Below are 14,155 nucleotides of genomic sequence, written 5' to 3'. Positions count from 1 at the left end.
TTTGCCACGCGGCGCTGACAGCGCCGCGCTCAGGCCAGGGCGGCAATAGCGATGACGCTTGCGCCGCAGGCCCGCACCAATTCAGCATCGTGACTGGCAAACAGCACGACGCGGTCCCGAGACCAGATCTTGAACTGCTCCGCCAGCACAGCGCGGGCCCGCGCGTCCAGCCCATTGCTCGGGCCATCCGCGATGACGGCGGCTGGCTTGCCCAAAGCGGCTGCGGTCAGGAAGACTTTGCGGCGCGTACCCGTCGACATCTGTTCGAGGCGTTTGTCCAGATGCGGCTCCAATCCCAGTTCGTACGCCAGATCGAACGCATCTTCGCCGAGCGTCGTGTTCTTTTCCAGGGCGGCTTGCTCGAGCAGGCCACGCCCCGTCTGTAACGGAAAGGCCAGGCAGTTGTCAGGCACATAGGCCAGTCGGGCTTTGGCTTGTCGTGACGCGTGGGTCAGGGAGTATCCATCGATCCAGACGTCTCCCGCATCCGGCGCGATAACGCCCGCGATGAGGCCCAGCAAGCTGGATTTGCCTGTGCTTTCTTCTTCGCATAGCGCAACGCATCCAGGCGAGAACGTATGAGTGAGCCCCTGGAAGATGAAATGGTCGCCGTAGCGCTTGCCGAGATTGTCGATGCGTATCATGCGGGGTTCGGGATGCTCTGAGGGTTGCCAAGGAGTTCGACCAACCGCAACTCGCATGATGAGAGATCATACCCCCGCCGTTGCGAGATCATGAACGTGAGCGAGCCGACATGCCAGGCGCGGCGTTCAAGCTCGACGAGTTGCCCGTTTGCCAGATCCCTGACAACGAGGTGCCGCGGCATGTGCCCCCAGCCGAGACCGGCCTTGAGAAGGTCACGCTTGGCGCCTAGATCGTTGACCAGCCACTGGCGCTTGCCGGCGACGCCCTGTTGAGTCTTTTCTGTTCCCGGTTGGTTATCCGTGACGACGATCTGAACATGTCTGCCAAACTCATCCTTCGGAATGGGTGCCGGGGTTGAAGCGAGTGGGTGGGTGAGCGCACACACCGTCACCATCTCCGCCTCGCACAGCCAGTGGCGTTCCATGGCATCAGGATTCACCTCCGGCACGTTATCGATCGTGACAGCCAGGGCACACACCCTTTCGAGCACCAGGTTCTCACCCCCTTGCATGGTGGTGATTCGCAGGTTGATCGATGCAGTGAGGAACTCCGCTTGCAGTGTCCACAAACAGTCGATCAGATGCGCGCGCGGGAAGTAGGCATCGATCGCAACTGAAACCTGTGGCGCTCCGGCGTCGGCGATTGAGCTGGCGCGGTTTTTCATTTCTTCGGTACGTGAGATCACTGCCCGCGCGTCCGGCAAGAGGCTGTGCCCCGCCGCAGTGAGCTGCGCCTTCCGTGTGTTTCGCTCGAACAGTTCGACATCAAATGCGCTTTCTAACGCCTTGATCGCGTGGCTGATGGCTGACTGTGCGCGCCTGAGTTTCCGCGCCGCGCCCGAAAAGCTTCCCTCATCACATACCGCAACGAACGCACGCAGTTGGTTGATGGTGACATTGTCAAGCATATATATCTAAAAATTAGATTGAATTAAGCAATTTTTAGTCAATTGTATTGATGTGTCAAGGCGCTTAGACTGATTTCTAACCTCAACAAAGGACGCCGACCCGGCAACACATTATGAACAGACTGAATGGAAAGACCGCCGTGATCACTGGCGGGGCGACCGGCATTGGCCGCGCCGCAGCAAAGCGTTTCATCGAGGAGGGCGCCTTCGTCTTCATCTTCGGACGTCGACAGGAAGCGCTCGATGCCGCTGTGGCCGACCTCGGGCCCAACGCACGCGCGGTAAGGGGCTCGGTCTCCGATCTGGCCGACCTCGACCGGCTCTACGCGGCGGTGAAGACCGAGCGCGGAACCCTCGACATCGTTTTCGCCAATGCGGGGGCGGGAAGCCTGCTTGCGCTGGGCAATATCACCGCCGAGCACATTGACGAAATCTTCGACACCAATGTGAAGGGTTCGATCTTCACGGTTCAGAAGGCGCTGCCGCTGATGGGCGAGGGCGGTTCGATCATCCTGACTGGATCGAGCGCCGGTACCACGGGCGCCCCCGCATTCAGCACCTATAGCGCGAGCAAGGCGGCAGTGCGTAACCTTGCGCGGACCTGGGCGGAGGATCTGAAAGGCACCGGCATCAGAGTGAACGTGCTGTCGCCCGGACCGACGGCGACCGAACTCGCGAAGGAGGCGGTAGGCGAGGAGGGCATGAAGATCTTCGCCTCGATGAACCCGCTTCAGCGCATGGCCGAACCGGCGGAACTGGGGGCGGCGGCGGCCTTTCTTGCATCGCAGGACAGCAGCTTCATGACCGCCAGCGAGCTTGCCGTCGATGGCGGCCTGGCGCAAATCTGACACGCCGCGCTCTACGGGCCCCTCCATTCGATCGTCGGAGCCCGCCGGGCGCGGCAAACCCAAGGAAAAACTATGAACTACGCAATTATTGGTTTCGGCCAGATCGGCCAGGCGCTTGCCAAGGCGTTTGCCCGAAGCGGTATCGAAGTATCCGTTGCAACAACGCGCGACCCGGAAAGCTTTGCAGCCGATGCCGCCGCGATCGGACCCGGGATTATTCCCAGAACACTGGCGGAAGCCGTCAAGGCCGACATCGTCTTTTTGGCTGTCCGTTACGAGTCGCACCCTGATGTCGCGAAGGCGTTGCCGAGCTGGAAGGGAAAGATCATCATTGACGTGACCAATACCTACGGCGTGTCTCCAGAGAAACTGGGAGGACAGCCTTCGTCCAGGGTCGTCGCACAGGCTTTTACCGGTGGGCGATTGGTCAAGGGCTTTAACCATTTGGCCGCCGCCGTCCTCAACCAGGATCCGACCGTACACGATGGAAGGAGAGTTGTGTTCCTGACGAGCGACGATGATAGCGCGGTAGCGCCGGTGGCAGCCCTCGCCGAACGGCTCGGCTTCGCACCCATCAATCTTGGGAGGCTCGACAAGGGTGGCGCGCTTGTGCACGCGCGAGACAAGGTCTGGGGGCCTTTGATCTTTCAGGATCTGTTCAAAAAGCAGGCGTAATTCATTTCACCAACGCAAGCCTCCCGGCGTTCCGGGCGTTGAAGGTCCAAGTCCCGGGACGCAACCCCAAAGCGATTCATCGCGGTCCCGTCCCAAATTTTTACAAGCACGGGCACCGCAGCTGCACCCTCTGCAGGCAGCTCTCCCGGCATCGTTCATGATCCCCGTGCTGAGGAGCTTTTCACATCGAGTTGCCGAAGCGAGGCGTAATGGTGGCGATGGTAGAATTCCCCCTACACCAGCTCGCGCAGCGCCGAGTTCCGGTCAATAACGTCTTGCATTGGATTCATGGAATACCTGTCTCAATTGCTCACTCTCTCCGGGATCGTTCTCCTGGCCTGCATCAGTCCCGGGCCGGACTTCGTTGCCGTCACGTCCAATGCCTTGAATGACCGGCGATCAGGTACCTTCGTCGGCCTGGGCATCGCTTGCGCGGTAGTCGTCTGGGCAACCTTGGCCATCCTTGGGTTTGGATTGCTCATCAAGGAATTGTTCTGGCTCTACGAAACCATCCGTCTGGTCGGTGCGGCTTACCTGATCTACCTCGGTGCTCGGATGCTGATAACGTCTTTCAGGTCTAGGAACAGGGAACTGCGTGTGGGCCGTGCTTCGCGAGTCAGTGGGTTGCAAGCGTGGCGCCAGGGTTTCATAGTCGGCATCACTAATCCGAAGACGGCGACCTTCTTTGCCACCTTGTTCGTGACCGTACTACCGGTCGGCGCACCCACCTGGGTGTATGTCAGCATGGTAGCGCTGGTCGGTCTAATAACGGCCGGGTGGCTGGGGATACTTGCTGCGTTCTTTTCAGTGGGGCGAGTTCGATCTGTCTATATGCGCGTGAGCCGAGGGGTCGATGCATTGATGGGCGCAGCACTCGTGGGATTGGGGATTCGCCTGGCCAGCAGTCGTTAACGCGAGAGGGATGGCAGACTTTGTGGGCTGGGCTCGCCCGCCACTTTATTTATCGCGGCCACCACTAGCGATGGTAGGTTTCCAAAGCCAACGCAAATTGCTGGGGGGAGACATCATGCGCTGACCGTTCCGTAACGTCAGTGATATTGCTTGCGTGTGTCATCGTAAAAAATACGTCATCTTCGGATTCGATCTCCCAGCCCAAACGTTCATAAAAGCGTTTGGCGGCATGGTTAATGCGGAAGACCCGAAAACGTAGGGGAAGCCCAACCTGATGACTGCAACGGAGAAGATTGGACAGCAGCGCGGTTCCGATTTTTGATGATCTTACTGTGGGCATCAACGCGATCATTCTCAGGTATATTTCCGCCTCGCCAAAGTCGAGCTGGAAGTAGCCGACGAACTCTCCGTCCTTCTCTACGACATACGTTGCAGAAGAAGAAAACGTTTTTTCGAAATCGATTACCTGCCAGTTCTCGTCCCATCCCCAGATTGACTCAATATGAGATTTCATTGCATGTTGGTACAGCGTCCAAATCGGCGCTTTGTCATGCTCGGAAGCAAGTCTGGTAGAAATCTTCACTATTGTTTGAATTCGTGAGTGGCAAATTTTGGATCGCAGCGAACAGCCGCTCTTGGCCCAATACCGACACGGCAAACTTCAGCCATGTGTGGTCAGAGGCTCTACCGTCAGCTTAAAACCCATCGCATGGATAACCTTGAACAGCGTATCGGAGCTGGGCGCATCTTCTGGACAGGCGCCACAGGCCTTCATTGGCATACTCAACGGCAGCAATTTTGGTAAGCTGGTGGTTCGCATCGCCAGCGAATGAGGCCCCGCCGGCAAGACCGCTCGCTTCCCCCTCCTCCATTCAAAGAAGGCGCTTCATGAAAATTCTGATGATTCTCACTTCGCACGATCAACTGGGCAACACCGGCAAGAAGACGGGTTTCTGGCTGGAGGAATTCGTCGCGCCTTACTACGTATTCAAGGACGCTGGCGCGCAGATCACGGTGGCCTCGCCGCATGGCGGACAGCCGCCGCTGGATCCGAAGAGCGACGATGCATCGGCGCAGACCGATGCCACTCGCCGTTTCAAGGATGACCCGGCGGCTCAAGCCGTTCTGGCCAGCACGCAGAAGCTGAAGGATGTCTCGGCCGCCGACTTCGACGCAGTGTTCTATCCGGGCGGCCACGGGCCGCTGTGGGATCTGGCCGAAGACGCCACATCGATCGCGTTGATCGAAGCCATGCTGGCCGCCGGCAAGCCGGTCGCTGCCGTATGCCACGCACCCGGCGTGCTGCGCCACGTGAAGTCGGCCGATGGCAAACCGCTGGTCCAAGGCAAGTCCGTCACCGGTTTCACCAATACCGAGGAAGAGGCCGTCGGCCTGACCAACGTGGTGCCGTTCCTGGTGGAAGACATGCTGAAAAAGAACGGCAGCAATTACAGCAAAGGCGGTGACTGGCAGCCGTACGTGGTCAGCGACGGCCTGCTGATTACCGGTCAGAATCCAGCGTCATCCGAGCCCGCCGCGGAGGCGTTGCTGAAGATGCTGGGCTGATCAACCCTCGCCAACGATGCTGTCCGCGGCATCGTTGGCGCAGCTGTTCTCTCTGCTTCGTCGTGCGTATCAGTGGTGAGCGATGCTTCGACGTTTCCCAAATGTCCGTTCTGAGGGGCGTATTTGAGGCCGCCGACCGGTTGAATCCGCAACCCTTTGCAGACATTCGAAAGTGCGCTGTAGCGGCTGAGTAACGCCGCGAGGCTTGGTTTACATAAATTATTAGACGTCCTCAAGGTCACGTACAGACAATGCTGTTAGTCTTTGAAGCGCTAGCGCAAGTAGACGACTGTCCGCGACATCGTGTTCAAGATGCAGGCAGGCCAAGATTTCAGAGACTGTTACCCAAAGAGCCAGCTTTGGATTCTCCAAAACGAAAGAGTCTCTTATAACCCCGCCGACGTTCGGCTTTATGCCATGCCCGGCGCGCTGAATGAATGATGTCGTTTGCTGCCCGCCAAGTTGCTTCAGGTAATTGTCCAGCGAGAAGGTAACTTGACTCACATTATGCGCGAGCTTATAGCGAAGCTCATAGAGCAATTGGAGCACACGTCGGATCAGCGACTGATGGGCTCGAATCATGCCAAGCCCCTTGCACCTTCAGCGGTCCAACGCCGGAGCGCCCTCAACAGAGAGGTGAACCTCCGCGCGATGACGAACCGCATTGGCGAGGTCAGCGATCGGCGCCAACAACCCTCGATCGAAGGTCTTATGCACCTTGCCGGCACGCAGTCTTGCCGGCCAGTCGGCATGCATGAGCGCACCGCGGCCCAGGGAAACGAAGTCTGCCTCCTGTCTTGCCACCACCCCGTCGGCCTGCGTCGCATCATGCAGCGAACCGTTCGCCAGCACCGGCACCGCAACGTGCCGCCTCGCCAACGCTGCAAGACTGGGACCGTGCTCACCGAACGCAGGACGCCAGGCCTCGAACTCGGTCGTGTGAAGGTAGTCGATGGGCAGCGCACCGAGCGTGCCGAAGATCTGCGCCGCATCGGCCTCGCCGCCTTCCCACTTGTGCGTGAAGTCGTTGACCTTGCCTTGCGAAGTGCGCACACCCACGACAAAGCACTCTGTCGTCGACCGTCGGACGGCTTGGATGACGTCCCCCGTCAAGCGCAGGCGGTTGGCCAGACTGCCGCCGTAGCTGTCCTCGCGCAGATTGGTGTGGGCAGTGAGAAACTGGTCTAGCAGATACCCGTTGGCGCCGTGTACCTCGACGCCGTCGAATCCGGCCTCCTGCGCTCTGCGCGCCGCTTGTGCGAAGCCTTCGACCGCCTCGGAGATGTCATCGGCTGACATCGCTTCGGGCATCCGGTAAGGCCCTTCACCCCGATAAAAAGCCAGTTGCTGTCCCGTGGGTAACACGGCCGAGGGGCCCTTTGTCGTGATGCGATGGGGATTCCCCTGCGACAGCGCGCCCGCGTGCATCAGTTGCGCGACGATGCGGCCGCCATGCGCATGCACACGGTCTACCACGGTCCGCCACGCATCGCGCTGTGCGTCGTCGGCCAGGCCTGGCTGGAAGAGGTAGCCCTGCGCATGGGCCTTGTCCGTATAAAGGCCTTCGGTGATCACCAGACCGAAGCCGCCAGCTGCGAAGGCTTCGTAGTAGTCGGCCATCTGCTTCGTGGCGTGGCCGTCCGCCGTGGCGCTGACCCGGGTCATTGGTGCGACGGCGAGACGGTTGGACAAGCTCAGTCCACCTCCCACGCGCAGCGGCGTGAACAATTCAGCGTGCGCTGTCTGCGCATCGCCTTCCGGACGATTGACGAGCGTGCTCATGTCAGCGGCCCTCCGGCTGGCGTATGGCCGCGATTGCCTCGATCTCGATCATGGCGGCGGGGTCGTAGAGCGCCTTGATCTCGGCGATCGTGTCGGCCGGATAGGGGGCCGAAAAGAAGCGACGACGCAACGCCACCACGTCCTCGAAATGCCCCATGTCAGTGACGAAGATCGTGACCTTGATCACGTCCTTTAAGCTGGAGCCGCCGGCTTCCAGCGCACGGCGCAAATTGAGAAAGGCCTGCTCGCCTTGAGCAAGAAAGCCGCCTGCGACGATTTTTCCGTCATCGGCGGCGCCCGCTTGACCAGAGATGAAGAGCAAATTCCCGAACTGAATGCCCTGCGAGAGTAGGAACGGAGCGTAGTTGTCGGGCTGGGTCGTGACACGTTTCAGCATGGTGCGAATCCTTTCATTTATGGTCGGCCAGAAAGTTGAGGTATTGATGGCCGATCCGTACCGTTACTATAGGGACTGGTATGCCTTGCGACAAAGGTTTGTTTATCAGGTATAAGATGAGATAATCTCATTCATATGTCGATGCCACTCATGCAACGTCGATCACTTCCGCTATCCGCGCTTCGCGCGTTCGAAGTCGCCGCGCGCTTGGGCAGCTTCAAGGCTGCCGCCGAGGAACTGGCTGTTACGCCGACCGCCGTCAGCCACCAGATCCGCGCACTGGAAGCGCAGACAGGGCTTGCATTGTTCGATCGCCAGGTGCGCAAAGTGTCGCTGACCGATGCAGGGGCGCAGCTCTACCCGGTGCTGCGAGACGGGTTCGATGCGTTCGAGGCGACGCTGGCACGGTTGACGCAACAGCGAACGCGGGCTCAGGTGTGCATCTCCGCGACGAATGCATTCACCGTGAAGTGGCTGGTACCGCGCATGGACGATTTCCGGCGCAGGCATCCCGACATTGACTTGCAGTTGCAGGCGAGCGACGACCTCGTCGACCTGCGATCGACGGCGGTCGACATCGCGATCCGCTATGGCCGTGGGCCGTATCCCGGTCTTGCGATCGAGCCGCTGTTCACCGACCGGTTCGCACCCGTGGCAAATCCGCGTCTGGGCGTCGTGTCGCCGGAAGATCTGGCTCGCGTGCCATTGATCCGTTTCGACTGGAAGCGGCCTCAGCCAGAGAACCCGACCTGGGAACGCTGGTTCACGGTCGCGCAGCGGCGCCAACCGCCACAAGTAAGTCAGCTACGCTTTTCCGACGAGGGACACGCCATACAGGCGGCCGTCGCCGGCCATGGCATCGCCCTGGTCAGCCTGGCGTTGATCGCCGACGAACTGGAAGCCGGCCATCTCGTGCAGCCATTCGGACCCGCGATCGACGGACACACCTATCACCTGGCCTCGCACGCTGACCGGCCGTCCTCGGCGCCAGTCCAGGCCGTGGCGCACTGGCTGCGCACACAGGCGGCGCGGCGGAAGCTTGGAAATAGCGAAGTGACTGAGCGCCGGCCGTGAGCAGTCAACGGTTTGCCAACTGGAGTAGACATTGGCCTGGGGTTACGCTCAGCGAAGAGCACCTGCACGAGACTTCGGAACGGCTGGTCCTGGCCGGCGTTGCGGGTGCTGCGGTCATTGAGATCGCCCCCATGTTCCAGACGTACGATCTGTTGCTCGATGTCCGATATCAGACAATCATGTTGAGTTGGTGAAGGGCAACGTCCTGTGCAGTTTGAAATCACAGAACAAACACGTGATGCGTTGGTGGTGTGGATACGCTCTAAACAATTACGTACTGACGGTTTTATTTTTTCAAGTAGGTTGCGTGCATCTGCTCATCTCTCGACTCGGCAGTATGCTCGGATAGTTGAGGGCTGGGTGACTGCAATCGGACTAGACCCTACTGCCTATGGCACGCACACGATGCGACGAACAAAAGCCTCACTCATTTATCGACGCACCAAGAATTTGAGAGCAGTGCAATTACTTCTTGGTCACACGAAACTTGAAAGTACAGTTCGGTATCTTGGTATCGAAGTCGATGATGCGCTCGAGATGGCGGAGCAGACAGAGGTGTGATTTTATCTGCCGGGCAGCCACACTTCATATTTGCTGCCCGGGCAGAATCTGTTTGTTGCTCACGTATGGGTCAGTTCGTCTGGCTACCCATGATCCTGCACATGCAAAATAAAGGCTTGCGAATCGTATCCTTAAGGCTACAATAAGCGTATGTACAGCATCATTGAAACCGAGCAATTTGTACAGTGGCTCGACGGCCTAACAGATCGTACGACTCGTGCGCGGCTACAGCTTCGTCTAAGGAAAGCATCGCTCGGCAATCTCGGAGACCACAAATCTGTTGTCGGTGACAACGTGTGGGAAATGCGTGAAGTCTTCGGCCCAGGCTGGCGAATGTATTACATTTTGCACGGAAGTACGGTAATCATGATGCTTGGCGGAGGTCATAAGTCCAGCCAAAAGAAAGATATTGAACGAGCCAAGGCCTTGGCTCAGGAGTTGCGAAATGAGCAAGATTAAGACCCGTCCGTTTGATGTATCCAACTACCTTGAAGATGAGGCAGATGTTGCAGCCTACCTTCAGGTCGCAATAGAAGATGGCGATCCAGCACTGTTAGCGGCGGCGTTGGGCGACATTGCCCGAGCCCGAGGCATGACTCAATTAGCTCGCGACACCGGATTGTCTCGGGAAAGTCTTTACAAGAGCCTCTCGGGAGAGCGTGCGCCCAGCTCCGATACGTTGTTCAAGGTTATCCATGCCATGGGTTTTAAGCTGACGGTAGAGCCTTTGATTACCCACGGATGAACCCTGGCGTGTCGGGAGTCGGCCAGAAGCAGCCGTTTAGCGTCGGCTCGCGACCCCGGCAGCCGGACGGCGCCAAATCGTTGACGCGTAGGATTTCGAGGCGCCAGGCTATATGCTCGCGCTTTGAAACCGGGGTCCGCAGAGGAAATGCCCTGCTCGGATCCCGTTCTATTCATCCCTTACGCTCCAAACGCCCCGTCTATCGTATGCATCGCTCCAGTCACGAAGCCAGTCTCCGGACCCGCCAGCCATGCCACCATCGCCGCGACCTCTTCTGGCTGGCCGTGGCGCTTGATAGCCATGAACCCATGCAGCAAGTCTTTCATCGGCCCATCGGCCGGATTGGCGTCCGTGTCGATGGGCCCCGGCTGAACGACGTTCACGGTGATGCCGCGCGGGCCGAAGTCACGCGCCAAGCCACGCGCCAGCCCCTGTAGGGCGGATTTGCTGAGCGCATACGCGGCCATGCCAGGCACAGGCATCCGGTCGCCATTCACTGATCCGATGACGATGATTCGGCCTCCTTGGGGCATACGCCGCGCCGCCTCGACAGAGGCGTGATACGGTGCATGCACATTGATTTTGAACAGACGATCTATGGCATCCGGATCCAGTTCGAGCGCATCCCCGAAGACTCCAACGCCCGCATTCACGACCAGCACGTCCAATGGGCCGCTATCACGCACCTGTGCAATGACGGCGTCCCGGTCCGCGCTGTCGGTTTGGACGGCCTTGCTGGTCGTCTCTGCGGCAAGTTTTTCAGCCGCGGCCGGAGAGCCCGAGTAGGTGAACGTTACATAGGCTCCCTCTGCAGCAAAGCGCCGCACAATCGCCGCACCAATCCCGCGACTTCCGCCCAGCACCAACACAGATTTCTTATGGAACGCAGACATTAAACACCTCTAGATAAATATGTAGGACACACTATAATAAACGAACTAACACAGGCGTCAAGAATTTTTATAGTTATGACTACAAAATCAATTCGGCCCCGAGGCCGCCCCCGCAAATTCAATATTGATGAAGCGATCGCTACCGCTCAGAGCCTGTTTCATTCCCGAGGCTACGAATCGGTCAGCGTGTCGGACGTGACCGACGCGCTGGGCATCAACACACCCAGTTTTTATTCGGCTTTTCGAAGCAAAGCGGGCCTTTTTGAGCGGGTCATCAACCGGTATGCAGATCACGGAGCCATTCCGCTTGCCGATATTCTGCGTCCTGATCGCCCGGCAGCAGAGTGCATCGCCGCAATGCTGGAGGAAGCGGCACGTCATTATGCCACTGACCCTGCCGCTACAGGATGCATCGTGCTGGAAGGATGTCGTAGCAGTGACGAAGAGGCCCGTGTGCTTGCACGGGCGGCGCATAAGGCTGCCATCGAAGTCATCCGCAGGTACATCGCGGCCCGGCACCCCTCGGATGCGGCGCAAATTACGGAGTACGTCAGTACTCTGATGATTGGACTTTCAGCACAGGCGCGCGCTGGCACAGGGCTGGACACCCTGCTTGGCACCGTGCGTGTAGCCAGCCTTGCCGTCGCCTCAGCTCTTCGCGCATGACATCGCCTGCTATCTGGGTTTAGCGTTCGCAGAGAAATGACTAGAGCGAGCAAGATGAACGCAAAACTGTCGACCTAAGACCCTGCCGCTACCCTGGTTGATGATGAAGAAATCAATGAGACGAACTTTCGCTTTGGGTCGCAAGCGGCCAGCCCACTCATGAAATCGAGCGTCGGCTTCCGTCTGGCTCATCTTGATGTGAATTATGTGTTGCTTCAGCGCTGTCATGAGGGCTGAGCGAAGCTTGATGTTTTTCGCTTCTTCCTGGGCATCTTCGATGGCATCCCGGACGTTGTCAAATCGTGGTTTGCTCGCAAGCTCACTTCGAAAGCAGCGCCTCAATCAGGGAGTAGGTTGCAGTAATCCGCGCCTCGTTGGGATAGTTGCGATTGGCTAGAACAACGATGCCGAGGTTTTCGCCTGGAAGAACTGCAACATAGCCGCCAAAGCCATTTGTGGATCCTGTCTTGTTTAGAATGACGTCCTTCTGCGGCGGGAGCGCCGGTTTGATCTTCACGGCTTTCTGCGGGTATAGGATAAAGTCGTAACTGTTCGCTGACTTCATCGTCTCAATATCCGCGGGCCAAGCGTATTGCTCCCATATCATGTCTTGCGTAAATTTTGCAGTGCTGAACTGACCCTCCTGCGTGCGGCGCACTGCGGCTTCGAGTGGCGCAGATACCTTCGTGATGCCGAGTTCCACGTCCAGCAGCTTGAGCATATCCCTGGCGCTCGACTTGACGCCGTAGGCTTCTGCATCAAGGACGCCGGGCGTTACGCGGATGGGCTTGTCGGTTTTGCGATCATATCCAAAGGCGTATTGGCTCATCTCTTGCGCTGGCACATCGATCCAGGTGTTATTCAAACCAAGCTGAGGTAACAGGTCAGTGTGTACTGCCTGGGTATAGCTCATGCCCATTGCATCAGCTGTAATGTGCCCGAGCAGGCCGATACTGATGTTGGAGTAGCTGCGTGAACCAGGCTGAGGCGGCTTCCAGGCCTTTAGCCAGTTCACGAGCTGTTTGATGTCCGTGACGTGATCTGGAACCTGCAAGGGGAGTCCGCCTGAATGATGGGTGGCTAAGTCCATTAATGTCATATCGTTGCCGATAGAACAAGCATCCGCACACAGAAAGTGGGCGGCCTTGTCGCCCAGAGATAGCTGGCCGCGCTGTTCGGCCAGCGCTGCGAGTGTCACGTTGAAGACCTTGCTTATGGATCCGAGCTCGAAAAGTGTGTCAGGGGTGACGGGACGATTATCGGCGCGCGACGCCAGACCCGTTGCGTAGAAGCTGTGCTGGCCGTTTCTTGTGACCCCAACAACAAGGCCAGGGATTTTGTATTCTTTGATAACTTGTGCGTAGGCGGTTCGAGCCTGTGACTGAAATGTATCGTCGTTTGCCAAGACGGGTGAAACCATAGGCGTTGAGGCAAACAAAGCGATCACTATCCATGATTTACAGCAGGTCATCTGGAGCCCTTCGATACGTGATGGAAAAAAACCCATTTGGTCCAAAAATAAAGCACTGGAACTACGTGAAAATCTGGCTCTTGCAACAACGCTGCTACTACTTGAACCACGACAATGACATCCGAATCCATTGTGGGCCGAACATAGCGCTATGCTGTCATTTCGGCTGATCAGAAGAACTGATCGCTTCGTTCCGCATGCTTGCCCGCAGAAAAAACGGGGACTAGAGGTCCGTCGACCTGCTGCCCCCGGCTTGCCTACACGTACTGCAAGAGAATCCTCGTGAGGGCCTCGGGGGCCAATCGAGGAATATCGTGCGCGCAGTCGAGGCGATGCGTGGCCCATTCAGGATCCAGTCGCAGACGTGTGTACAACTCCACGAACGGGCTTCCCTCCCATCCGAATGCAGCGATGAAGGCTTTGGTGCGGACGTTGCGCCAATTGCCGGTCAGCTTGATCGACTGCAGAAAGGTGGCGATGGGGTGCGGGCGGCACCGCCTGTCCAGATGGGCCGAGGGCGCGCAATTCAAACCATCCGCAGCCACGCCCGCTATAAAGCGCTCGCGATAGGGTTGCGTGGTGAGCGACCAAACCGATGCGCCGTTGTCCGGCACGTAGGCATCAGCGTAGATGATTGCTTCTACACGCGACGGCTCCTTGTCTGCCGCGCCAGTGATCACCATTCCTCCGTACGAATGACCAACAAGAACGGCCCGCGTATCGCGCCAGCGTATCGCCTGAACCACCTCGTCAATATGACGTTCGAGATTGGCTCCGGTCGAACGCTCGCTACCCAGCCCCGAGAGAGTGAGCGCCTGCACTTCATGACCTTCGTTTGACAGCATCTCGCTAACAGCATCGAAGGCCCAGCCTCCGTGCCAACCACCAGGCACCAAAATGAATCTAGTCATCAGATTTGTCCTCTCGCATGCGCCCGCCGGGCCAACATTGCACCATTGGCCACAGCTGTGTCGATACATACTTATTGTCGTTTGGAAATCGCGTTCGCACAA

At 58.2% G+C, this 14,155-nt stretch carries 18 protein-coding genes and 1 pseudogene; 10 read left to right on the top strand and 9 right to left on the bottom strand.

The genetic code is table 11. The annotated features are described in order from the left end of the window. Nucleotides 1–29: 29 nt before the first annotated feature. Nucleotides 30–644, bottom strand: coding sequence for an ABC transporter ATP-binding protein (locus ERE07_RS04380; protein WP_130007557.1), 615 nt, complete (start codon nucleotides 642–644; stop codon nucleotides 30–32). Next, nucleotides 641–1,552 carry a LysR family transcriptional regulator gene (locus tag ERE07_RS04375; protein ID WP_130007556.1) on the bottom strand — a complete coding sequence of 304 codons (912 nt, stop codon included), beginning with the start codon at nucleotides 1,550–1,552 and terminating at the stop codon, nucleotides 641–643. The genes ERE07_RS04380 and ERE07_RS04375 overlap by 4 nt, the downstream gene beginning before the upstream one ends. Before the next feature lie 113 nt (nucleotides 1,553–1,665). Between ERE07_RS04375 and ERE07_RS04370 the strand changes: the two genes are divergently transcribed. The 3 genes from ERE07_RS04370 (at nucleotide 1,666) to ERE07_RS04360 (ending at nucleotide 3,987) form a co-directional block, all read left to right on the top strand. After that, nucleotides 1,666–2,400, top strand: coding sequence for an SDR family NAD(P)-dependent oxidoreductase (locus ERE07_RS04370; protein ID WP_130007555.1), 735 nt, complete (start codon nucleotides 1,666–1,668; stop codon nucleotides 2,398–2,400). Nucleotides 2,401–2,472: 72 nt separating this feature from the next. Next, nucleotides 2,473–3,075 (top strand): NADPH-dependent F420 reductase, encoded by a 603-nt coding sequence (locus tag ERE07_RS04365; protein ID WP_130007554.1) that lies wholly within the window; start codon nucleotides 2,473–2,475, stop codon nucleotides 3,073–3,075. Between the two features lie 288 nt (nucleotides 3,076–3,363). Continuing rightward, on the top strand, nucleotides 3,364–3,987 hold the full coding sequence (locus ERE07_RS04360; RefSeq protein WP_130007553.1) for a LysE family translocator: 624 nt from the start codon (nucleotides 3,364–3,366) through the stop codon (nucleotides 3,985–3,987). A 64-nt stretch (nucleotides 3,988–4,051) separates the two neighbouring features. Here the strand turns inward: ERE07_RS04360 and ERE07_RS04355 are convergent, their stop codons facing one another. Continuing rightward, nucleotides 4,052–4,570 carry a GNAT family N-acetyltransferase gene (locus ERE07_RS04355; protein WP_130007552.1) on the bottom strand — a complete coding sequence of 173 codons (519 nt, stop codon included), beginning with the start codon at nucleotides 4,568–4,570 and terminating at the stop codon, nucleotides 4,052–4,054. Between the two features lie 305 nt (nucleotides 4,571–4,875). Between ERE07_RS04355 and ERE07_RS04350 the strand changes: the two genes are divergently transcribed. Further along, nucleotides 4,876–5,553, top strand: coding sequence for a type 1 glutamine amidotransferase domain-containing protein (locus tag ERE07_RS04350; RefSeq protein ID WP_130007551.1), 678 nt, complete (start codon nucleotides 4,876–4,878; stop codon nucleotides 5,551–5,553). A 222-nt stretch (nucleotides 5,554–5,775) separates the two neighbouring features. Here ERE07_RS04350 and ERE07_RS04345 read toward each other — a convergent pair whose 3' ends face one another. From ERE07_RS04345 to ERE07_RS04335, 3 genes are read right to left on the bottom strand one after another with little or no spacing between them, the layout of a single operon-like run. Continuing rightward, a complete protein-coding gene (locus ERE07_RS04345) occupies nucleotides 5,776–6,135 on the bottom strand; it encodes a hypothetical protein (RefSeq protein WP_130007550.1) in 360 nt (119 codons plus the stop codon). Between the two features lie 18 nt (nucleotides 6,136–6,153). Next, nucleotides 6,154–7,335 (bottom strand): oxidoreductase, encoded by a 1,182-nt coding sequence (locus ERE07_RS04340; RefSeq protein WP_130007549.1) that lies wholly within the window; start codon nucleotides 7,333–7,335, stop codon nucleotides 6,154–6,156. Between the two features lies 1 nt (nucleotide 7,336). Continuing rightward, nucleotides 7,337–7,732 (bottom strand): RidA family protein, encoded by a 396-nt coding sequence (locus tag ERE07_RS04335; protein ID WP_130007548.1) that lies wholly within the window; start codon nucleotides 7,730–7,732, stop codon nucleotides 7,337–7,339. A 150-nt stretch (nucleotides 7,733–7,882) separates the two neighbouring features. Here ERE07_RS04335 and ERE07_RS04330 point away from each other — a divergent pair, with 150 nt between their 5' ends. From ERE07_RS04330 to ERE07_RS04310, 5 genes and pseudogenes are all read left to right on the top strand, one after another. Then, entirely contained in the window at nucleotides 7,883–8,806 is a 924-nt protein-coding gene (locus ERE07_RS04330) for a LysR substrate-binding domain-containing protein (RefSeq protein WP_130007547.1), read from the top strand. Next, the gene (locus tag ERE07_RS04325; protein ID WP_130007546.1) at nucleotides 8,803–9,000 is read left to right on the top strand and encodes a hypothetical protein; all 198 of its coding nucleotides are present in this window, start codon (nucleotides 8,803–8,805) and stop codon (nucleotides 8,998–9,000) included. Before ERE07_RS04330 ends, ERE07_RS04325 begins: the two co-directional genes overlap by 4 nt. Nucleotides 9,001–9,004: 4 nt before the next feature. Then, nucleotides 9,005–9,367, top strand: a pseudogene (locus tag ERE07_RS04320) (tyrosine-type recombinase/integrase); the annotation flags it as partial. A 150-nt stretch (nucleotides 9,368–9,517) separates the two neighbouring features. Continuing rightward, on the top strand, nucleotides 9,518–9,826 hold the full coding sequence (locus ERE07_RS04315; protein ID WP_130007544.1) for a type II toxin-antitoxin system RelE/ParE family toxin: 309 nt from the start codon (nucleotides 9,518–9,520) through the stop codon (nucleotides 9,824–9,826). Next, nucleotides 9,813–10,112, top strand: a complete 300-nt coding sequence (locus ERE07_RS04310; RefSeq protein ID WP_130007543.1) for an addiction module antidote protein — start codon at nucleotides 9,813–9,815, stop codon at nucleotides 10,110–10,112. The genes ERE07_RS04315 and ERE07_RS04310 overlap by 14 nt, the downstream gene beginning before the upstream one ends. A gap of 179 nt (nucleotides 10,113–10,291) precedes the next feature. On the opposite strand, the gene bdcA is transcribed toward ERE07_RS04310, so the two are convergent. Further along, the gene (bdcA, locus tag ERE07_RS04305) at nucleotides 10,292–11,005 is read right to left on the bottom strand and encodes an SDR family oxidoreductase (RefSeq protein ID WP_130007542.1); all 714 of its coding nucleotides are present in this window, start codon (nucleotides 11,003–11,005) and stop codon (nucleotides 10,292–10,294) included. A 75-nt stretch (nucleotides 11,006–11,080) separates the two neighbouring features. Between bdcA and ERE07_RS04300 the strand changes: the two genes are divergently transcribed. Further along, nucleotides 11,081–11,671, top strand: coding sequence for a TetR/AcrR family transcriptional regulator (locus ERE07_RS04300; RefSeq protein WP_130007541.1), 591 nt, complete (start codon nucleotides 11,081–11,083; stop codon nucleotides 11,669–11,671). 319 nt (nucleotides 11,672–11,990) lie between these two features. Here the strand turns inward: ERE07_RS04300 and ampC are convergent, their stop codons facing one another. Further along, nucleotides 11,991–13,178, bottom strand: coding sequence for a class C beta-lactamase (gene ampC, locus ERE07_RS04290; RefSeq protein ID WP_209021079.1), 1,188 nt, complete (start codon nucleotides 13,176–13,178; stop codon nucleotides 11,991–11,993). 221 nt (nucleotides 13,179–13,399) lie between these two features. After that, nucleotides 13,400–14,053 (bottom strand): alpha/beta fold hydrolase, encoded by a 654-nt coding sequence (locus ERE07_RS04285; RefSeq protein ID WP_130007539.1) that lies wholly within the window; start codon nucleotides 14,051–14,053, stop codon nucleotides 13,400–13,402. Nucleotides 14,054–14,155: the final 102 nt, after the last annotated feature.

The organism is Allopusillimonas ginsengisoli (assembly GCF_004153455.1).
Lineage (GTDB): Bacteria > Pseudomonadota > Gammaproteobacteria > Burkholderiales > Burkholderiaceae_B > Allopusillimonas > Allopusillimonas ginsengisoli.
This window is presented reverse-complemented; position numbering and strand designations above follow the sequence as displayed.